Source organism: Blautia sp. TF10-30, assembly GCF_003481245.1.
Classification (GTDB): Bacteria; Bacillota; Clostridia; order Lachnospirales; family Lachnospiraceae; genus Fusicatenibacter; species Fusicatenibacter saccharivorans.
Window position 1 is genome coordinate 51,466 of record NZ_QUKM01000013.1, and the last position, 20,280, is coordinate 71,745.

The following is a 20,280-nucleotide window of genomic DNA, read 5'->3' on the forward strand; positions in this document are numbered from 1 at the left end:
TCATACCCCCTTCGGCTTACTTCCAAGTGACCTGCATCTTACTCATTTGTAAGGCTGAAAAAGTTCAATGTGAAGGTAGTTCCAACATTGAGTGTGCTGGTTACAGAAATAGTTCCCCCATGTGCCTCCACAATAGATTTAGCCAGCGGTAAGCCCAATCCTATCCCATGCACATCTGACGAAAAGCGGCTGCGGTAAAAGCGTTTGAAAATGTTGTATAAGTCCTCTTGGTGGATACCTTTGCCATCGTCTGTAATGACGATCTGAGTCAACAGGGGTGATTGTGTCCATTGCACCGAAATGTGACCGCCCGGTTGTGTGTGTTCCAAAGCATTTTTGACGATATTTCCAATCGCCTCCGACATCCATAGTGCATCGCAATTAAGAGAAATATCATCCTTACCCGAAAGGGTGATCTCTTTGTGATCCTGTTCTGCCCATGTTTCAAATCGTTCCAAAACATCTTGCATGAGAGCGGAAACATTTTCTTCTGCTTTTTCCATCTGTATAATTCCCGCATCCAGGCGCGCCAGTTTGAGCAGTGTATAAATAACGTTCTCCATTCGCTTAATCTCTCGTTGAGATTTTTCCGAAAAGTTCGCCACCGTTTCGGCTTCTCCTTTATGACTGCTTATGATTTCATGGTACATTTTCAAAGCAGATAGCGGCGTTTTAATCTGATGTGATACATCCGAAATGATGTCCTGTAAGAACTCCTTTGTCTGCTTCTGGCTCTCTGCATGGGCGGAGAGAATAGTCGCCATTTCATTGACATCATGGAAAAGGCTATACCAATCACCGGTTTGGGAACATTCAATTCTGGACATAGAATTGCCATCCAAAAATTCTCGAATCTTACTTCCCGCATCATCAATAGCTCTATGCTGGCGTCGCAGATAAAACAGCAGAACCAGATATACCATACCGAACAGAAACAACAGCAGCAAGAATAGATACAGCATCGTCTGATTTCGATATTCCCGAACAGTTGGCAATAGCTGCATAGATGTTGCTTCACTGTATCCAATAGAGGCCAGCGCTTCTTTGCCTCGTTCTATATCGCTTTCGTTGGGGTGAGCAGTAAAAGCTGAAATCTGCAATTTATCCTCATGGTTCAGCTGGTAGCCGGAAACACCATAGTCATGGAGCAACATCTCATGTTGGAAGTCCTTTGCAAGTAAAAACGAAAGTCCTGCGGCAAGTAGAAATGAAATAAGGCAGATGACGGTGATTGCCAACAGTAGATTCTTTGTTTCTTTCCCTAATTTGCCCATACCTTGTCCTCACTCAACGACCCATTTATAGCCGATACCTCGTTCCGTCAGCAAGTATTTAGGCTGATTGGGTGTGTCCTCAATTTTGTTTCTCAGCCGCCGGATATACACAGACAAGGTATTGTCATCCACAAAGTTTCCGTTGCCATCCCACATCCTATCCAGGATCATTTCTCGCGGCATAAGGTGATTAGGATTTTGCATGAACAAACATAGTAATTTGTATTCCACCAGCGGGAGGTCAAGCGGTTCATCATTTTTCCAAACGAGCCGTTCCGCCGTATCTACACGAATACCATTGGCTTCCAAAAAGGTATCTGCTTTGGAAAACTGCAAGGAACGGCGCAGGATTGCCTTAATTCTGGATAGAAGTTCATTCAGCTTGAACGGTTTGGTGATATAATCGTCGGCACCCATATCAAGTCCTCGGACAATGCTGATTTCCTGATCCGAAGCTGTCAAAAATATAATGGGAACGGTTGAGCTGTTCCGTACCGCTTTGCAAACATCGAAGCCTGTGCCATCTGGGAGCGTAACATCCAGCAAAAGTAAATCATAGGTGTTCTTTCGGAATAGGGCCAAAGCCTCCTTTACAGTTTTGGCATTGTCCACCATATATCCACTTGCTTCCAAAGTATATTGCAATCCATCAATCAGGCTCAAATCATCTTCAACATAAAGTATCTTTTGCATTTTTTTGCTCCTTTCCTTGCTTCGTTCTCATATCCACAGGCTTTTCCGCGTCTTTCGGAATCAGCCAAATTGTAGCCACCTTCACAGCACCGGGAATACGGCCACCGGCGCAATAATAGTTTATCTGCCGAATTGAAACTCCCCATTTTTCACTTGCTTCTTTTAGGGTCATATAGTCCATCTCTGCACCTCCTGCAATACATTCCATTATATTTCTATTGCTCGAAGAATACAAGCCTGCAACCATGTTGCAAAAAAGAAAAATCGGTATAATCGTACCGAAAAAACCGGAATGATAAGGTTATTCCTCAAATCAAACCGGAACGATACAATATTATTGAGGTGAACGATTATGCCGATTGATGATTTAACTGCTTTAGGGCAAAAAATGCGGGAAGCCAGAAAGAAAAAAGACCTGACACAACAGGAGCTTGCGGATCTGAGCCATGTTTCTGTAAAGCAAATCGCCAATATCGAAAAGGGGAAAATGAATCCTTCTTATTTGATTTTGAGAGCATTGGCAAAGGTCCTGCACATCTCTTTAGATACGCTTATAAATCCAGATATTTCTCTGGAAGATGAAGGTGTCAATCAGATGAAAATGCTTTATTCCAGCTGTCCGCCAGAAATGCGTGACACCCTGTTGCATCACACCCAAGAAACGGTGAAAGAACTGACAGAGTTGTCCGAGATATTTGAAATGAATTGAGCCAGTGAGTGAAATTTAACGATTCTCTCACTGGTTCTTTTCAATTTCGGAGAAAAGAGGCAAGCAATGCCTGTGTTAATACACACAGGCCCGCAGAGGAGAAAATCCCTTTGTGATTTTCCTCTCTGCTTGCTTGTTGAGGGCAGCGCCCCCAAGCCCCTTTGAACACAGAATTTCATTCTGTGGCTGCGCGTTCTGCGAACGCTTTTGACCAGGACCAGCTTACCGCTGGCCGTGGTCTTTTTCTTTTTCAACATCCTGTTCTACCTCCATTTTCAGCACCCGATCTACATTGGCCTTTGCCGTTAAAAGCTCCCGCATTTCCTCACGGGAATGCCGATACTCGGCATAGGTCTTTTTCTTTTCTTCCAGCAATTTCGCGTACTCTGTCTGCAACTCTTTGACCTTGGGCAGCTTCTTGACGCCCATCTCATCAAAGGCATTCTTAGCAGCCTGATGGAGCAGAATTTCTTCCTCATGTTCCTCCCGGAATTTCTTAGAGTATCCCGCCTTACGATATGCCACATAGACCTCACGGGTCTTGGCATAATTTACGATGTGAGTACGCAGAACAGCAATCTCCGCCATGCGCTTTTCAGCCGCTTTGATCTGCGCCGAAAGATCATTGTGATGTGCCGTGGCAGCCGTAGCCTTTTCTTCCAAAACCGTATACTCCAGCAGATTGTTCTCTGACAGGTAATTCATGGTTTGCGCCATTTGTTTCAGATTAAAAACTTTAGCCCATCGAGCATAGCCAGCACCTTTTCCAGCCTGCAATTTTGCCTGAATGTCCACCAGCAGATTGACCTTCGGCGGCTCTGCCTGTGTGACTGTTTTCTTTCGCGGGGTATGTGCTTTCTTTCCTAAGAGAACTGCCCGCAAATCTTCCAATCCATATCCTTCGCCCAGGCTGTCCATACGGGCGGCTTTCTCCCAACCGGGGAGCTTCAAGCGATATGATTTCCCTCGTTTTGATACCTCACAGCCGGATTCTTGCAGTAGCTTCAGAAGTTCCTCAAAATCAGCAGGGCTTTGTGATAATGCGTTGTCAATCGCCACACGAAGCAGCTCTCGGTGAGAGGGCTTTGCCTGATCTCCCAGCCACTTGTTATAGCTTTTTCCGTGAGGTTTCGGATTCTCTACAATGGACAGTCCGTTTTCAATGCAGATTGTATCACTTAACCGGCGAACCGCCTTGGTGCTGCCCCAAAAGTTTCGGAATTTCCGGTCATATTCTAAGCTGACCGATGACCAGATAATGTGATTATGAATGTGCGACTTGTCTATGTGAGTGCAGACCACAAAGGCATGATTGCCTTTAGTAAAACGCTTTGCAAATTCTACGCCCAGCCGGTTTGCTTCTTCCGGGGTAATCTCACCAGGGCGGAAGGACTGGCGCACATGATAGGCGATCACATCATCTGCGCCGCGCACCCGTCCGGTAGCGGCAATGTACTGCCGCTTTGCCAGAAGGAACTCCGCATCCGCAGTCCGGCTGTCACACGCATAGCCGGTAATGAGCTTGCCGTTATCTGTTTTCTGTGGATTTGCTACATAGTCGATGATGTCACTGATCGCCCGACTTTCTGTGCGGCCCTTGCCAACATGAAGCGGCATGATTCTTGTAGTTGCCATAAAAAACCCTCCTCTCAAAAATATTTTCTCTGAACTCTTTGTGCCTATCGTTGAAATAAACTCTCCTTATGGGTATAATATAAAGAAACTACCAATACCTCAAAGGAGGGATTTTATGATAGAACAGCTAATTGCTGAAGCAACCGAATGTGATTTCAAAGTTGCACTTGAAATAAAGAAACCAAAAAGCTGGTTAAAAAGTGTCAGTTCCTTTTCTAATGGAATCGGCGGAACTCTGTTTTTCGGAATCTCTGATGACCGGAAACCTATTGGCTTGTCCGATGTTCAAAAGGATGCTGAAGCGATCAGCCGCTTAATTAAAGAACGAATCACACCATTACCTCAGTTTATCTTAAAACCATTACAGGAAGATGGTAAAAATCTATTAGCTCTGGAGGTTTCTCCCGGCCGCAGCACCCCATATTATTACAAGGCAGACGGAGTGATGGAAGCATATATCCGTGTTGGAAATGAAAGCGTAATTGCCCCGGATTACATTGTAAATGAACTGATCTTAAAGGGAACCAATCAGTCCTTTGACACCTTAACAACAGAAGCTGTGAAAAAGGATTACAGCTTCACACTCCTGGAGGCAACCTATCTGGAACGAACCGGCCTCCGCTTTGAGCCATCCGATTATGTTTCCTTCGGTTTGGCTGACAAAAATGGGGTCTTGACCAATGCCGGAAAGCTCATGACCGATCAGCACACAGTTTATAACTCCCGTATGTTCTGTACCCGGTGGAATGGCTTGGAAAAAGGCTCTATCTTTGATGATGCACTGGACGATAAAGAATACGAAGGGAATCTGATTTATCTACTGAAAAGCGGCAGTGAATTTATTCGCAATAATTCCAAAGTCCGTTTTGTCAAAGAGGCACAGTATCGTGTAGACAAGCCAGATTATGCTGAACGAGCTGTGACAGAGGCTCTTGTTAATGCGCTTATCCATCGTGATTATATTGTACTTGGCAGCGAAATCCATATTGATATGTTTGATGATCGGGTGGAAATCACATCTCCGGGCGGTATGTTTGGCGGCGGCTCAATTCAGGAATACGATATTTACAGTATCCGTTCGATGCGACGAAACCCTGTGATTGCTGACCTGTTCCACCGCATGAAGTACATGGAACGCCGTGGAAGTGGCCTACGCAAAATCGTCAGTGAAACCGAAAAGCTGCCTGGATACACAGAGGCATATAAGCCCGAATTTTCCTCAACAGCGACAGATTTCAGAGTCATCTTGAAAAATGTAAACTACAACTTAGAGGGTGACGCCCACCAAGTTATCCACCAAGTTACCCACCAAGTTATTGAACTATCAACGGTATCCAAACAGATTTTGACTTTTTGCACAACACCAAAATCCAAGAAAGAGCTTGCAGTATTTTGCGGCTTCAAAGATTTAAGAAACTTCACTTTGAAACATATCAATCCGCTTTTAGAATCCGGGCAATTAGAAATGACTATTCCCGATAAACCTAAAAGTCGCAATCAAAAATATATTACAGTTCGTTCCGAATAAACAGAGAAGCAGGGCATTGGGTCTCATCTCCCATTGTCCTGCTTCTTTTTCATTCCAAATTATATTCACATCATTTACCCATACACCCAATCCTGTATCGCAAATTTCAAACTCTGCACCTTTCCCAGTAGCCAGATCGCAGCCAGCGGCAGCCCCATCGGGCTAATCAAAAATGCCATAACCAGCAAAATCACACCATTCTGCGGGGAATAGGTAATCAGCACAGCCACGCCAAGCAGAGCAATTACCGTGCTTAGTAGACCAAGCACCAGACCGGATATGTAGATCAGCCCCGTGCAGAGCCAGACAAAAAGCGTCAACACCAAAACGACCGGTGCAGTTACGATCATCAGCAGACATTTCAAAATCTTCATTCCTGTTCCTCCTTCCAACGCTCCAGATGCCGTTTGCACAGGGCATCCGCTTCTCTCTCATCATCTTCCGTCACTTCCCGTTTTCCTTTGGTCAGTTCAATCTCCAGATAAGTCCGGTAATCATCGGCTAAGAGGTCGAACAGTTCCTTGGGAGTATGGCACACCTCGCCAGAGCAATAGTGAAAATCTTGGTCAAATTCAACTCTTACACATCCATGGCGGCTGATATAAACTTCTATGGTCTCGTCTGCGGTCAGGTAATCCGCAAAAATCTCCAGCACCTTTTCAAAGGTCAGCATCTGTTTTCACTCCTTTGCTACGCTTCTTATTCTACTCATATTATCCGGTACGGACAGGCAAAAGACAAGGATACAGACAAAAAGAAAAAGCGGAGGAAGGTGCGGCGAAGAAACGCCGTTCCTCCCTCCGCAAATGGAGTATCTATCCCTGTTATGAAAGTTTGGAGAGTTGGGTAAGGATTTCCTTCACACCCTCCCACAGTTGTTCCTGCCGCTGGGATATATCCTCCAAGTCAGCATTATAAACCCGCCCGGTCTCATGCACTTTGCGGGTCAGCTGGTTCAAGTTGTTGCTGCTTCGGCGCATCAGGGAGACCAACTCCTTCAGCTCTGGCAGTTCCAGCTTGACCACATAACCATCCAGCGCCATTTTCCGCAGATAAGCGCTCAAATTCTCTGTCCCGTATTGCTGCATCTTTTGATGGATCAGTTCCAGTTCTTCTGCGGACACCCAAAACAAAACCGGCACATCCCGCTTGCGCTTTGCCATGGTTATCGCTCCGGCTCCCGTTTTTTCGGGGCGGCAGACTTATGGGCGGGCAGCTCCTGTTTGAGCTTATCCCGCACTGAGTGACGGGACGGTTCCAGTTTTTCTCTCTGGGTACGGCTGCGCTGCTGTTCTTCACGCACCAGATCAATAAAACCATCCAGCACAGCAGGGTGGCTGTTTAAGGCATAACCACAACGGACGGTTTCGGGATTATCGTTGGGAATGGTCTTGGCCCATTCTTTGTTGCGTCGGGAGTAACGCCCATCCCAGTCCTGAAGCTGGACCGTGTTAGACAGAACCATGGACACACGCTCCATGCCATAGGTCTCGATCACACCCTTTGCCGCATCGTGGCTGAGATACATTCCGTCGAAGTGCTCCCGCACCGCCGCTTCAATAGACTCCTTGCATTGGCGATTTACATTGTTGGAAGCTCGGTACTGCTCCAGCTCCCCATGTTCTCTCGCATAGGCAGCTGAATGGGGATAGATCGGTGTTGTTCGCAGTTCCTCTTTAGCTCTGCACACATCGTCGGCACGGTTCTCAATGCTGTCCCGGATCACATCCATGTGACCGGTCTCCAGCTTTTCAAAGTAGCGGTACACATCCGCCAGCGGCAAAGAAGATTCCAAAAGTGCCTGAGCCTGGGTGTCGGTCAACTCCAGTTCCTCTATTGCCATCACGATGTCCTCGCGGATGGTGTACTCATAGGCATGGTTTAAGACTTCTTCCGGGGGCTGGCTTTTCAGCCAGTCCCGGAACTTGTCCTGTTCGGCAGCCATCTTTTCATAAAGAGCTGTATTCAGATCGTTAGTATTCATGTTATCGCACCTCCTCATGCTGTTTTGGTTTCTTGTCTGTACTGCGGGGTTGCACCGGGCGTTTTAGGTTATCCAGCACCGAAGTCCGTGTGCTTTTGGCAACAACAGACTCGGTGTGTGCCTGCCCCTTTCCGTCGATGTTGAGCAGGGTATCCAACTCCACTAGACGGGCGTTTTTGCTTGTCAGTTCTTCTTCATAAAGGAATGGCTTTCCGACTTCCTCCTTTGCGGCAGCCTGCTGCTGATAGAGGTTATCCAGCTGTGCCTTTGCCGCCTCCAGACGCTGGGGCATCTGAGTGAGGGCATTGTCGATACGGGTAAGATTTCCGCGAGGGTCTGTACCAAGGGTTGCCCTGTGGGTCATCTGTCCTTTCAGCAGGAGCGTATATTCCTGTTTCCAAGCGAAAAATTCCACGGACATGGCATAACCCCGGTAGCTGCCGATCTGCACCGGATCGGAGGTTTTGACCTCCTTGCAGGCATCCAAAAGGGCTGCACCGGCGTTCTCCTTATCGGTCAGCAGGTCTCCACGAATCTCCATACCGGCAAAACCGTCCTCCGGGTGCGGGTGTGCTGCCAAAACCTCCAGGTCAGATTCAAAGCCCTTGATAAAGCCTTTGTGCTTTTCAATCTCCTCCGGGAAGTATTTGAGCAGCTGGTCCTCCAGACGATATTGCTTGCTCTGGTGGTCGGCTTTCATCAGCTTCAGGCGGGATACCTCCACATCCAAATCCATACGCTCCTTGATGCGGGGATCTCCGGCACACAGAGCCTTGATCTCGGCAAAACTGAGGGCTGTTTCATCCACATCATCGCAGGAACGCACCGGCGATTTAGAAGTCATAATCTGGGAAATGAATTTCTGCTTATTCTCCACCGTCTGCCAGAGGTATGCATCAAAGGTTCCTTCTGTCACATAGCGGTACACATGGACAAGAGGATTCTTGTTACCCTGACGCTCGATACGACCCTTGCGCTGGGCAAGGTCTCCCGGTCTCCACGGACAGTCCAGGTCATGAAGTGCCACCAGACGGTCCTGCACATTGGTGCCTGCGCCCATCTTGGCGGTGCTGCCTAAGAGGACACGAACCTGACCGGTACGGACTTTAGAGAACAGCTCCTTTTTCCGCACTTCGGTATTGGCTTCATGGATAAAAGCGATCTGGTCGGCAGGCATCCTCTGGGCAATAAGTTTCTGACGAATATCGTCATATACCGTAAAGGCCGGCTCCTGCTCCGGCAGAGGCACAGCGCCTTCCAATGCGTGAAGCAGTGGATTATCCAGCGTTTTCGCCGCCTTGCTTGCAGGAGCTTTTGCCTGCGGTGTAGAAATGTCGCAGAACACCAGCTGGGTCAGCTTGTCAGCTTTGCCGTCCCGCCAGATCTGCATGATGTTGTCCACACACTGATTGACCTTTGTGCCAGGTTCGTCCGGCAGCATCTGGTTGACGATTCTCTGGTCAAGCCCCAGCTTACGGCCATCCGAGGTAATCTTGAGCATGTTATCCTGGGACGGGTCAACAGTTCCACTGTGTACCAGCGATGCACGCTCCGAAAGAGCTTTGACCATTTCCTGCTGATGTTCGGTAGGCTGCGCCACGATGTTGTGGTATTCCACCTCCGGGGTGGGCAGGTTCAGTTGGTCGGCGGTCTTGATGTCCGCCACTTCTTTGAACAGGTTCATCAGCTCTGGCAGATTAAAGAACTTGCTGAATCTCGTTCTTGCCCGGTAGCCGGTGCCTTCCGGTGCCAGCTCCAATGCTGTGACGGTCTCCCCAAATCTGGAAGCCCAGCAGTCGAAGTGGGTCATGTTCAGTTCTTGCAGGCGTTCATACTGAAGGTAACGCTGCATGGTGTAAAGCTCGGTCATGGAGTTGCTGACCGGGGTGCCGGTGGCAAAAATCACGCCACGGTTTCCGGTGATCTCATCCATATAGCGGCACTTGGCAAACATATCGGAGGATTTCTGCGCGTCCGATGTGGAAAGACCAGCCACATTCCGCATTTTTGTGTATAGAAACAGGTTTTTATAGTTGTGGGCCTCGTCCACAAACAAACGGTCCACACCCAGCTGCTCGAAGGTTACCACATCGTCTTTTCGCCCCTCGGCTTGCAGCTTTTCCAGTCTGGCTTCCAGAGACTTTCTGGTACGCTCCAGCTGTTTGACGGTAAAACGCTCGCCGCCACTGGCCTGTACCTCTGCAATCCCCTCAGTGATCTCGTCGATCTGTTCATAGAGAAGCCGTTCCTGACGCTCCCGGCTGATGGGGATACGCTCAAACTGGCTGTGTCCCATGATGATGGCATCATAATCACCCGTCGCAATACGTGCGCAGAATTTCTTTCGGTTATGGGTCTCAAAGTCCTTTTTGGTGGTGATTAAGATATTGGCGGAAGGATAGAGACGCAGAAACTCCGACGCCCACTGCTCTGTCAGATGGTTTGGAACCACAAAGAGAGATTTCTGGCACAGTCCCAGGCGTTTGGCTTCCATCGAAGCAGCTACCATTTCAAAAGTTTTGCCTGCGCCTACTTCATGTGCCAACAGGGTATTTCCTCCATACAGCACATGGGCAATGGCGCTTTTCTGGTGTTCCCGCAGGGTAATGGCCGGGTTCATGCCTCCAAAAGTGATGTGGCTGCCATCATATTCACGGGGACGGGTAGAGTTCATTTCCTCGTTGTACTGGCTCACCAAAGTCTGGCGGCGCTCCGGGTCTCTCCAGATCCAGTCCCTAAAGGCTTCCCGGATCGCCTGCTGTTTTTGAGCCGCCAGGGTGGTCTCCTTGGCATTCAGCACGCGGTGCTCTTTTCCGTCTGCGTCCTCTATGGTGTCATAGATGCGGACATCCCGCAGGTTTAAGGAATCCTCCAGAATCTTGTAGGCGTTGGCGCGGCTGGTCCCATAGGTGGTATAAGCTGCCACATCGTTGTAGGATACAGAAGATTTTCCCTTGATCTGCCATTCAGCGGTAAAGGACGAATAGTTGACCTCGATACTGCGTTGGAGATAAAACGGGGTATTAAAGGTCTCATACATAAACTGCTGGATATATTCCTTGTCAATCCAGGTAGCGCCCAGACGCACCTCGATCTCCGACGCATCCAGGTCTTTGGGCTGGGCGGCGGTAAGAGCTTCCACATTGACTACATAAACCGGGTCCTGCTGTGCCGCCCGCTGCGCCTGACGCAGTTTGCGGCGTACATTGCCAGAAAGGTATTCATCGGCGGTCACATAATGGGGCGATCCGTCCTGCTCCAGCTGTCCCGGTACACGGAAGATCACGCCTTGCAGTTCTCCGGCCAGTTCTTCCTTTGTTTTTCCGGTAAGCTGGCTCATATAGTCCATATCCACGCAGGCTTTTTCCGAGATGGACACCGCCAGTGCTTCACTTGCCGTATCCACCACAGCCACCGCCTGATGGGGCTTGATGGTCCGCTTGGTGAACATATCTGCCTTACGTTCCAGTTTACCGTCCTCGTTGATGACTTCCAGCGCACAGAGCAGGTAATAGGAAGAATCGTCTGCATAGGCCAGACGGTTTGCACGGTCATTGATGAGACCGTATTTGGCAGAAAAGCTGTCATAGAGGCTGTTCAGTTCCGCCTGCTTCTCCCGAATGGTGCTGTCCGGAACCGCTGCATCCATCTGAAGGTCGATCAGTTCCTGCACACAATCACGCAGTCCCACAAGACCTTTCACGCGGGCTTCGGCGGTGGCGTTGAGGTCAGGGCGCACCATACGGCTGTTTTCCCGGTAGTACACCTGCCCGTCTACAATGGCATAGGAATAGTTCTTCACATTAGGATCGGCAGGAATGGAGGTGTCAATAGCTTCGCCTTCGCCCAGCTCCGGCAGCTCTGCCTCCTGATAAGTCCCATGAATGTACTTCACAGCATCATGCAGCTGGTCGGAAAGCTCCAGTCCCTCGATAGGATTCACAGTGTAGTCCATACCATGAGCAGTGCTTACCGGCTCCTGTCTGCCTAGCACCATTTCCGGGTGGTCGATAAAATACCGGTTGATGGCAAAACCGTCCTCCGTCTGTCCGGTCTGGGTCCATTCCGGCACGATGTCCAGCGGGCGATCCCGCTTTTGGAGAAAGATGATGTCGGATACCACCTCGGCACCGGCATTCTTTTTGAACGCGTCATTGGGCAGACGGATTGCTCCCAGCAGCTCAGCACGCTGGGCAAGATAGCGGCGCACGGTGGAATCCTTGGCGTCCATGGTATATCGGGAGGTCACAAAAGCTACCACGCCGCCGGGACGCACCTGGTCGAGTGCTTTGGCAAAAAAGTAGTTATGAATACTGAAATTCAGCTTGTCATAGGCTTTATCTCGAACCTGATACTGGCCAAAAGGCACATTACCAATGGCAAGGTCATAGAAATCCCGCCTGTCAGTGGTCTCAAAGCCGCCTACTGTGATGTCCGCCTTGGGATAGAGCTGCTTTGCGATGCGCCCGGAAACCGGGTCCAGCTCCACACCGTATAGACGGCTGTTTCTCATTTCCTCCGGCAGCATACCGAAGAAGTTGCCCACACCCATAGATGGCTCCAAAATATTTCCGGTCTCAAAGCCCATGCGCCCCACGGTCTCATAGATGGCCCGGATTACCGTGGGACTGGTGTAGTGCGCGTTGAGGGTGGAACCTCTGGCGGCGGCATATTCCTCCGGGGTCAGCAGTTCTTTTAGCTGGGCATACTCTAAAGCCCATGCCGGTTTCTCCGGGTCAAACGCATCAGAGAGACCGCCCCAGCCCACATATCGAGAAAGAACCTCCTGCTGTTCGGGGCTTGCCTGCTGTCCGGCAGCTTCCAGCTCTTTCAGCAAACGAATGGCATTGACATTTGCCTGGAACTTGGCTTTTGGACCGCCTTCACCCAAATGCTCATCTGTAATGCGGAAGTTCTGTGCATTGCGGCGCAGGTTAGCCTTGTATTCCTCATAGGAGGCTTCCTCGGCAGCTTTGGCATTGGGGAAGGTCTGCCACTGGCCGTTGACCTGAATGGAAACCGGGTGTTCATCCAGCACTTCCTCAAAGGTTTTCTCCGGCTCTGTTACAGGGGCTGGCGGCTCCGGCTCCTCAATATGCAACCGTTCCACCACCACATCATAAGGTAGATGGTTCTTATCGCCCGGATAGACGGCCATGGTCTCGGAATGGAAGGTCGGGGATTCGGTAGCCGGTTGGGGCTGTTCCTGTCCAAAGCCGTCCTGCTGACGGGCATACATCCCGCGCAGCAAAGGCGCAACTTCATCCCAGCGGAAATACAGCACAGCCAGACGCTTTTCCTCTGCGTCCAGGACTTCCAGCTCCATGCCCTGTGCCGTGGTACGGTAATCGGCAATATCGCCGGTCTCCAGATTCAGGGTCTCAATCTCATGAGGGTAGGCTCTGCTCAGCCAGTAGGCGATCTCGCTGTTGCTCCTGCCAGATTGCAGTAGCGTGGAAAGCTGCTGTTTATCCGCTTCATCCATCAGTCCATGAGCCAATACATCCCGCAGGTCTTGATCTGCCTTGTCCGGGTCAATAGGAAGAAACTCGGTATAGTAAGCATTGCGGCGGTCTGCCCGAAGCAGCTGCTCGAACTGTTCTTTGCGCTCTGCCCGGTAGATGGGATATACCATGCCGGTAGGCAGAAGCTGCACGGTGTCCTCCCGCAGCTCGGTGATCTGATAGGCGTCATCCTCGATATACACGGTATCGCCCACGGCATAGACCGGGGCGGCAGGATCATAGGAGGTTCTTTGCGGAGTCGGGCGGCGAACTGCATCATATTCCTCATCAGAAATGGAAACTTCGGAAGTCTGCTCTGTCTCGGCAGCTGCGATCTGCTCTGCATCTGACATCACCTGTTGGATAAACAGGGCATTGTCCAGTTTTTCCGGGTCTGTCACCTGTCCGTTGACGATCCCTCTTTCCTCCAGGGCTTCCCGGATGGCGATAGGGTCGATATTGTCAAAACGGTTCTGTTCTTCTTCGGTATAGAACCGGTCCTCCTGAATCAGCTGGGCAATCCGGCGCTGTACCTTCGGCCAGGGCAGCTGTGTTTCCTCCGGGCTTCCGGCACGGACAACAAACAGGCTGTTGCTGTTACTGCCGCCGTATTCCTGAGCCAGCCATGCAGCGGTATCTTTTTCTCTTGCATGGTCTTTCATATAGCGGATAACAGCGTGTTTACTCTCGATATTGCCGTTCCATGCACAAAGGGCAGTATCAATATCTTCCTGAGAAAGAGGGCGCAGAAGCTCATGGAGCTTTGGATAGGTTTCGTCGATCACTTCCCGGTGCAGACGCTGGCGGAACTCCGGCACATCCGAATAAAGTCGGATCAGCTCCATATCCTTAGAACCAAGGACCGCACGGCGCACAGCGGCATTACCCTCGATGACAGCATTTTCACGGTCGGAATGACCGCAGGCATTGCGGTATGCGGTATCCTCAGAAATGGCGGCAGTCACCACAGGCTTATACTGCTCAAACTGCTCCCGAAGGGTAGGCTTTGGCGTTTCTTCATCCATCTCCGGCTGCTGGGCTTGAATGGCATCTTCTTCTGCCAGTTCCTGTTCAGACTGGATCTTGTCATACTGCGCTTGTTCCTGTTCGGTAAGATAGCGGTCTTTCTTGACAAGTGAGGTAATGCGCTTGGAAACCTTTTCCCAGTTCAAGTGAACATCCGGGCAGTCCTGCTTTTTATAGTGCAGTCCTTTCCCATCGTGATCTTCGCCGCTGTGTGTTGCGCCGGACAGGGCATGAGAGCGTCCGCCAATGCCATACTCGTCTTTAAGGAATCTCACTTTTTCCTTATCCGTATGGTTTTCCATGAAGAACGCATAGATACGGCCTTTTCCTCCGGCGAAACTGCTTCCGCCGGTCATGGCGGTGTCGATCTCATCCTCGGTAATGAAGTGCTGAACGGTTGGCACTTGGGAAAGGTCTGAAGAAAAGGTCCTGCGTGGCAGGTCAAGGTCCTTCAGGTTCTCCCAGATCTCCCTCGGTCTATGATAGTGAAAACGCAACAGGTCACGGTCCTGCTGATAGGCAGTCCAGAAGGCAGCGTATTCTTCCTTGAGGGTCTGGCGGAAAGCCGAGTCACTCAGCTGCTCCGTCAGGCGGCGGGTCTCCTCTGGGAAACCATTGCCTTTGATCTCTGACAGGCAGGACAAATATCCGGCTTTTCTGGCATCCTCACTGAGATCGTGATACAGATGCCAGAGCTTTTCCGAGAGGAGGGAGCGTTCATAGCCTGCCGCTTCTGTAAGCTCCACATTGGAGGCAAACTGGCCGCTCTCCAAAAGCTCCCCGATACGCTCTGCGGCGCTCTCCCAGGAAATGACCTGGGCAGACCTGTCATAACGGACAGACTTCCCATGGGAAAGATGGATACCATCCTCGGCATACCATGCGCTCACACTGCCAAGGCCATTGCCGCCGTGGTACAGCGTTTTCAGTATCTCGGCAATCTCAGCGGTGGTTTTCTGCTTTTCAAAGGCTGCAACCACACGCTCCCTTTGACGGTCTGTATTGCCGCCCAAACGCAGCACATGGTCGATGTCATTTTGGGCAAAAGAAAAAGCAGAGGATGTATGCGCTACATTCTCTGCTTCATCTATGGATTGGATCTGTTCCGCTTCGGAGAGGAACAGGTTTAGAGTCAGCTGTTGATAAGCTCCGCCATCAGGATTTCCTCGGCCTGAGCTTTGCAGGTGTTCATCAGCCCCACCCACTTCATGGGATCGCTGGCTTTCAGTTCCTCGGTGGCTCCCGCTTCCTTCGCCAGCTGGGGCATCATCTGCTCCAGTCTGTTCTGGGCGGTCTCGTCGATCTCCAGAAGGTGCGGGTACAGCTTCTCGCTCAGCAACATCTGGTTGTAGAGGATGGGACGATGTTCCTTCAGGTAGGTTTTCCTCATCCTGCCGTACTTGCCCAGGGGTTTCTCCGGCTGCTGGCTCAGCTTCAGGTCGGGAATCAGATAGTCTCCGTTCTGGATATAGGTCATGGGATTGTTCATCTTGTTTGCTCCTTTCTTGGTTGGCTTCGCGCTCTGCATTTCGGACGGTAACGCCGATCTGCCGCAGCACCTGCTGGTTGATCTGGCTGACCGCTGTTCCCAGCGCTCCGATGGTTGACGGGGTATTGAAATCAAAGATCGCCATGAAATCTTCGTGGTCGAAGTAGCGTTCCGGTTCCAGTCCACAGCGGGACATCAAAGCATAAGTGATACTGACGGTGGCTGCTGCCTTGAACTGTACTCCGATGTTAAACTCATCATATTCCTCCAAAAAGGAACCGTCAACGATATAGAAGAAGTCCTGCTGATGCTCCGTCCAGTATTCCTCAGCCAGTTTTCCGGCTACCTCGGTGAGCTGTCCGGCAAGGTCATCACCGGAAACATCATAGGTGCGTTCCAGCATGACCTGCACGGAATCCAAATGGCGCTCCTCCAGCTGCCACAGCCAGGGAGTGCGGGAATGTTCACGGGTTCCGGTGTCGGAAATATCAAAGACATAGCGCAGGCGGGGCCTGTCCCCGGAATCGTCCACCAGAGCAATCCCTTTGGAACCGCGCCTTACATACCGACCCATCTTTTCATTCCATAAATCGTACTCCGCACAGGCGGTGGCGTCCGGTCGCTGGGCATAGATCATCAGCTGCTCATGGAACGGGTACTTGTAAAGTCGGGCTGCCGTAGTAAGGAACCCTGCCCATTCCTGCCAGCTTCCAGTGAGTTGCGTTGCCACTTTCTCCGCCATCTGTGCATATAGTTCAGCTTTGGTTGGCATAGTATTCTGTCCTCCTTTCAGTTTTGGGGTAAAAAGGCGGGGTTGCAGATCGCCACCCCATCCCTGCGGTTATGTTGTTTACTGGTCAAAATCCGGGTACAGCTCCAGTTCGGCAAACTTCTCATCGGTCATCGCACAGAGCTTCGTAAGAGCGCTGTCGGTCAACTCTTTCAGCTCCGTTTCCTCCGGCGAAAGCTCGCCGCGCATCTCACGCAGACTGTCAATCAGCCCGGTGCGGCTGCCGGTATTGTAAATGCACATCAGGTTCATTTCCTCAAAAGTAAAGTTGCCCATATCAAATCTCCCTTTCCGCACTCTTTTTGGGTGCTGTCTTTTTGTGTTCTGTCTTGGGCTGGCCTTTCAGCTGCTCCATGACGGACTTTTTCTTTTCCCGTTCCTCCCGATGGGTGGCGGCTGCCAACTCCATCAGGGAAATGGGCTGACCGCTTCGGGCCTGCTGTTCCAGCTCTGCCACCGTAGGTTCTTTTGCGCCATTGTTGATGATACCGTCGATCATGCCGTAATCGTCCTCCAGCATCATTTCCGCATTTTTCAGCGGGTTTTCTGGCAGGAATCCGGGGATCTGGGTAAAACCAACACTGTCACAGTAATGACAGGATACCTTACCGTCCTGTCTGATCGCAACGATGTCGCTGACGCTCATGGAGGGACTGTGAAAGTCCACGGGCTTTTCCAGATTGAATTGCTGATAGAGTTTTTCCAGCTGCTCCGGCACAGTGCCAGACTCCCTCAGAGGAGCTGTGTAAATGAGGTCATAATTGCTGCGGTCTATGGAAATGTTATGGGACTTTAACCAGTCCAGATTCATAAAGCGCACATTCTGCGGATCGTCACGACTTACCTGATAGATGGCAAAGCAATCTCTGTTCTGGGAGAGAAATGCCTGTTCGTGTTCCTGCTGATGTTCCTGACGCTCCATGACCTTTTCGTGGAACTGAGGGCTTTTCTCCCATTCCTCATGGTCCACACCGAAAAGACCGCCATGATCCATGATTTCCTGCGGGTCAAACACCATGCTCTCCGTATTGTCCTCATGCAGCACATAGACGGTCAAACCGGCGGCATCCAGTTCCAACGCCCGTTCTCTGGTAACAGGGAGCATCCCATCATAGGAGTAGCCGTATTCCTGCATATCCTGTGTGGATACCTGCTCATCTGGCATGGGGTATTCATCCAGTGCCTGCTCCTGCGCTTCCGGCAGCTGGGCAGAAGCGGTCATCTGACTTGCCTCTGCTTGCATCTGCTCATAAGCAGCTTCCTGCAAGGTCTCAACCATAGACAAGGGAGCGCGTCTGAGCGAAGTGCTGTCCAGATCGTTATCATCACAAATCTGGAGAACTGCCTTCATGCAGGAAAGCTCCGGCATATCCAGCTGACCACCATCCAGCTCTTTCATGGACGCAGCATCGTAAAGAGTGTAGTCCCATCCGCTGTCACAAGGTTGGATATGAAAATAGGTAGTATCGTTGATCAGAAACAAAGCCTCCTGCTGGTTGGCATCCGCCCCCAGTACCTCCATTTCCGACATGGCCGCAGCCAGTTCCTTTACCGCTTTCTGTACCAGCGGATTGTCACGGTAATAGTCGATTGCCTGAATAGTGTCCAGGTCAATGGTCTGCCCGGTCAAAATTGGAAACGGTCCTTCATAGTCGCTTCCGTCTTTCAGCTCAAAGCCAATGCCCTTGATCCCGTTCATTCGCTCTGCCGGAATTTCCTGATAGATGCGGACCGCCTCCTCCAAAGACAGGTTATCGTGATATTCTCCAAGGTTTGAAAACTCCATGCACTCTGCCACATAGTAAGTCAGATTGCCGGTTGGCTGCTCTATCGGGGCGGTTTCCGGCTCTGCCTTTGCATGGGGATCAATCCCACGCTCTTTGCATATTTCCTTATAGTGGCGCTCAATGTCAGAGATCAAAGTGCCGGAGGTCTTATTGATGGTCTCCAAACTGGCTCTCAGCTCTTTCAGCTCCTTGCCCTGACTCCAGCTTGCAATATAGCCGAAGCTGTTTTCTCCGGTCTCGATGCCAAAATATTTGCAGACTGCATAGGAGATGCTTTCAGCCTCCACTTCCTCCGTGTGGCGGTCTTTCCTCTGTTCTTGCAAAAACTGGGTGAGGGTAGAAAAGCCGCCAACAAAATTCAGCCCTTCTTCCTCGGTCAGCATCAGGCGTCCATCTTCCGCCAGCTCCAGCGGCTCTGTCAGCAGAACGGAACCTGCATGGTTTACAACCACTTGTTCTTCTACACAGACCGGCTCTCCGGGGTCGTAGTCAGAACCGCGCAGGTCATAGCAATAAACGCCCTCCGGCAGATTATCACGGACAATCCGCCCATTGGAGAACAGACCGGGTTTATCAAACAGCTCGATCTCCTGATATTGCTCGTCATTGGCAATCTGAATCTTTTTCTGATTGTGGAGCTTGCTGTGGGCAATCTCGTGTACTGTGGCCGAAACCGTCTGCACCTCACTCATGCCCTGGCGAATGGCGATTTTCTGATGATCGGCAGAAAAATAGCCGTCCGTATCGGCGGCCATTGCTTCAAAAGTGATCGGCACCGGCGCACTGCGGCGCAGAGCCTCCATGAATGCCTCATAATTTGGCACATTGCCGGAAAGGGAGGAAGCAAGCTCAGGCAAAGGTTTCCCGTCGGTCTGGCTCACATCAAAGACCTTGACCGGGCGAAACATGGGGATCTCGATTTCTTTTTCCTCTGTGACGATCTTTCCGTCTTTATCCAAAATCGGAGCCTTGGTATCCGGGTCCAGTTTCTGCTCCTCGATTTTCTTCTTATATGGTGTGGGAGCAATGATGGTAATGCCATGCTCGCCCTTTTTTACATGACGCTCAAACTGGTCTTTCCACTTATTGTATCCGGCTACCAATGTAGCGTCCGGCTTCTGCATATAGATGAGCATGGTGTTGTTTACCGAATAGCGGTGGAAGCGGGACATGACGGACAGATAGCGCATATACTTTTCACTCTCAAACAGTTCCTTGATCCCCTGCTCGATGCCATCTGTGATTTCCCTTAGCCGCTCTCGGTTGGTGGGTTTGTTCTCAGCCATGATTTTCAATCTCCTTTCCAAATGTGTGATTTCTGCTGTGTGTTCTGCAATCCATGCCTTTTGTTCTTCTTCACTTTCATAAAGAAAAAGGTCCAACAGGTACTCTACATAGGTTTTCTTCTGGATTGCTTCCACAAAACGGGGGTGCGGTTCTTCCTCCGGTGTCCGGGGAGAATTGTCGGCCTCCCATTTTTTCAGCAGATAGTAGTAATCGGACAGTACGCGATAACACCGCTGCCGGTCCTCCCGAAACTTTTGTGCCTCTGTTTTCTGCCGGACATATCTCCTACGGGGAGGGGCCTGACTGTCATAGATCAGGCCAAAGTCCTGTGCCAGTTTCTCCGCCGCTTCTTTTGGGGAGAGGTCAAAGAGCTTTGCGGTAAAGTCGATCACATCCCCATCTGCACCGCAGCCAAAGCAGTGGAACCGCTGGTCTACCTTCATGCTGGGGTTCTTATCATCGTGAAAGGGACAGCAGGCCATGCCATTTCGTTTGACCTCGATCCCATAAAACGCTGCCGCATCTCTGGTGCTGACCGACTGCTTGACTGCTTCAAATACATTCTCTGTCATGT

At 50.5% G+C, this 20,280-nt stretch carries 15 protein-coding genes; 3 read left to right on the forward strand and 12 right to left on the reverse strand.

Annotated elements, in window-relative coordinates:
- Positions 1-38 precede the first annotated feature (38 nt).
- From DXD02_RS11845 to DXD02_RS11855, 3 genes are read right to left on the reverse strand one after another with little or no spacing between them, the layout of a single operon-like run.
- Positions 39-1,274: a sensor histidine kinase gene (locus DXD02_RS11845; RefSeq protein ID WP_117500088.1), complete on the reverse strand. Its 1,236-nt coding sequence runs from the start codon at positions 1,272-1,274 to the stop codon at positions 39-41.
- Between the two features lie 9 nt (positions 1,275-1,283).
- Positions 1,284-1,967, reverse strand: a complete 684-nt coding sequence (locus DXD02_RS11850; protein ID WP_117500087.1) for a response regulator transcription factor — start codon at positions 1,965-1,967, stop codon at positions 1,284-1,286.
- Positions 1,945-2,148 (reverse strand): helix-turn-helix domain-containing protein, encoded by a 204-nt coding sequence (locus DXD02_RS11855; protein ID WP_055066046.1) that lies wholly within the window; start codon positions 2,146-2,148, stop codon positions 1,945-1,947. Before DXD02_RS11855 ends, DXD02_RS11850 begins: the two co-directional genes overlap by 23 nt.
- A 171-nt stretch (positions 2,149-2,319) precedes the next feature.
- Between DXD02_RS11855 and DXD02_RS11860 the strand changes: the two genes are divergently transcribed.
- Entirely contained in the window at positions 2,320-2,676 is a 357-nt protein-coding gene (locus DXD02_RS11860; protein ID WP_117500085.1) for a helix-turn-helix domain-containing protein, read from the forward strand.
- Between the two features lie 222 nt (positions 2,677-2,898).
- Here DXD02_RS11860 and DXD02_RS11870 read toward each other — a convergent pair whose 3' ends face one another.
- The gene (locus DXD02_RS11870; protein WP_117500083.1) at positions 2,899-4,311 is read right to left on the reverse strand and encodes a relaxase/mobilization nuclease domain-containing protein; all 1,413 of its coding nucleotides are present in this window, start codon (positions 4,309-4,311) and stop codon (positions 2,899-2,901) included.
- A gap of 115 nt (positions 4,312-4,426) precedes the next feature.
- Between DXD02_RS11870 and DXD02_RS11875 the strand changes: the two genes are divergently transcribed.
- Positions 4,427-5,839, forward strand: a complete 1,413-nt coding sequence (locus tag DXD02_RS11875) for an ATP-binding protein (RefSeq protein ID WP_117804247.1) — start codon at positions 4,427-4,429, stop codon at positions 5,837-5,839.
- A gap of 74 nt (positions 5,840-5,913) precedes the next feature.
- Here DXD02_RS11875 and DXD02_RS11880 read toward each other — a convergent pair whose 3' ends face one another.
- The 6 genes from DXD02_RS11880 to DXD02_RS15835 form a co-directional block, all read right to left on the reverse strand.
- Positions 5,914-6,213 (reverse strand): CD1845 family protein, encoded by a 300-nt coding sequence (locus DXD02_RS11880; RefSeq protein WP_008817075.1) that lies wholly within the window; start codon positions 6,211-6,213, stop codon positions 5,914-5,916.
- Positions 6,210-6,512, reverse strand: a complete 303-nt coding sequence (locus tag DXD02_RS11885) for a hypothetical protein (protein WP_007045794.1) — start codon at positions 6,510-6,512, stop codon at positions 6,210-6,212. The genes DXD02_RS11880 and DXD02_RS11885 overlap by 4 nt, the downstream gene beginning before the upstream one ends.
- Positions 6,513-6,663: 151 nt before the next feature.
- Positions 6,664-7,002, reverse strand: coding sequence for a plasmid mobilization protein (locus DXD02_RS11895; protein ID WP_003526263.1), 339 nt, complete (start codon positions 7,000-7,002; stop codon positions 6,664-6,666).
- Positions 7,003-7,004: 2 nt separating this feature from the next.
- A complete protein-coding gene (locus DXD02_RS11900) occupies positions 7,005-7,823 on the reverse strand; it encodes a DUF3849 domain-containing protein (RefSeq protein WP_117500081.1) in 819 nt (272 codons plus the stop codon).
- A 1-nt stretch (position 7,824) separates the two neighbouring features.
- Positions 7,825-13,989 (reverse strand): SNF2-related protein, encoded by a 6,165-nt coding sequence (locus DXD02_RS11905; RefSeq protein ID WP_442859398.1) that lies wholly within the window; start codon positions 13,987-13,989, stop codon positions 7,825-7,827.
- A gap of 1,496 nt (positions 13,990-15,485) precedes the next feature.
- A complete protein-coding gene (locus tag DXD02_RS15835) occupies positions 15,486-15,830 on the reverse strand; it encodes a TnpV protein (protein WP_430472407.1) in 345 nt (114 codons plus the stop codon).
- Positions 15,831-15,996: 166 nt separating this feature from the next.
- Here DXD02_RS15835 and DXD02_RS15840 point away from each other — a divergent pair, with 166 nt between their 5' ends.
- Entirely contained in the window at positions 15,997-16,431 is a 435-nt protein-coding gene (locus DXD02_RS15840; RefSeq protein WP_243106559.1) for a hypothetical protein, read from the forward strand.
- Between the two features lie 261 nt (positions 16,432-16,692).
- Here DXD02_RS15840 and DXD02_RS11910 read toward each other — a convergent pair whose 3' ends face one another.
- Both DXD02_RS11910 and DXD02_RS11915 read right to left on the reverse strand, forming a co-directional pair.
- On the reverse strand, positions 16,693-16,908 hold the full coding sequence (locus tag DXD02_RS11910) for a transposon-transfer assisting family protein (RefSeq protein WP_117500161.1): 216 nt from the start codon (positions 16,906-16,908) through the stop codon (positions 16,693-16,695).
- A 1-nt stretch (position 16,909) separates the two neighbouring features.
- Positions 16,910-20,278, reverse strand: a complete 3,369-nt coding sequence (locus DXD02_RS11915; protein WP_118666886.1) for an LPD28 domain-containing protein — start codon at positions 20,276-20,278, stop codon at positions 16,910-16,912.
- Positions 20,279-20,280 lie beyond the last annotated feature (2 nt).

Bases quoted from the DNA above. Each gene is read 5' to 3' on its own strand.
- DXD02_RS11845 (WP_117500088.1), bottom strand. From the start codon at position 1,274: ATGGGCAAATTAGGGAAAGAAACAAAGAATCTACTGTTGGCAATCACC.
- DXD02_RS11850 (WP_117500087.1), bottom strand. From the start codon at position 1,967: ATGCAAAAGATACTTTATGTTGAAGATGATTTGAGCCTGATTGATGGA.
- DXD02_RS11855 (WP_055066046.1), bottom strand. From the start codon at position 2,148: ATGGACTATATGACCCTAAAAGAAGCAAGTGAAAAATGGGGAGTTTCA.
- DXD02_RS11860 (WP_117500085.1), top strand. From the start codon at position 2,320: ATGCCGATTGATGATTTAACTGCTTTAGGGCAAAAAATGCGGGAAGCC.
- DXD02_RS11870 (WP_117500083.1), bottom strand. From the start codon at position 4,311: ATGGCAACTACAAGAATCATGCCGCTTCATGTTGGCAAGGGCCGCACA.
- DXD02_RS11875 (WP_117804247.1), top strand. From the start codon at position 4,427: ATGATAGAACAGCTAATTGCTGAAGCAACCGAATGTGATTTCAAAGTT.
- DXD02_RS11880 (WP_008817075.1), bottom strand. From the start codon at position 6,213: ATGAAGATTTTGAAATGTCTGCTGATGATCGTAACTGCACCGGTCGTT.
- DXD02_RS11885 (WP_007045794.1), bottom strand. From the start codon at position 6,512: ATGCTGACCTTTGAAAAGGTGCTGGAGATTTTTGCGGATTACCTGACC.
- DXD02_RS11895 (WP_003526263.1), bottom strand. From the start codon at position 7,002: ATGGCAAAGCGCAAGCGGGATGTGCCGGTTTTGTTTTGGGTGTCCGCA.
- DXD02_RS11900 (WP_117500081.1), bottom strand. From the start codon at position 7,823: ATGAATACTAACGATCTGAATACAGCTCTTTATGAAAAGATGGCTGCC.
- DXD02_RS11905 (WP_442859398.1), bottom strand. From the start codon at position 13,989: ATGAAAGACCATGCAAGAGAAAAAGATACCGCTGCATGGCTGGCTCAG.
- DXD02_RS15835 (WP_430472407.1), bottom strand. From the start codon at position 15,830: ATGACCTATATCCAGAACGGAGACTATCTGATTCCCGACCTGAAGCTG.
- DXD02_RS11910 (WP_117500161.1), bottom strand. From the start codon at position 16,908: ATGGGCAACTTTACTTTTGAGGAAATGAACCTGATGTGCATTTACAAT.
- DXD02_RS11915 (WP_118666886.1), bottom strand. From the start codon at position 20,278: ATGACAGAGAATGTATTTGAAGCAGTCAAGCAGTCGGTCAGCACCAGA.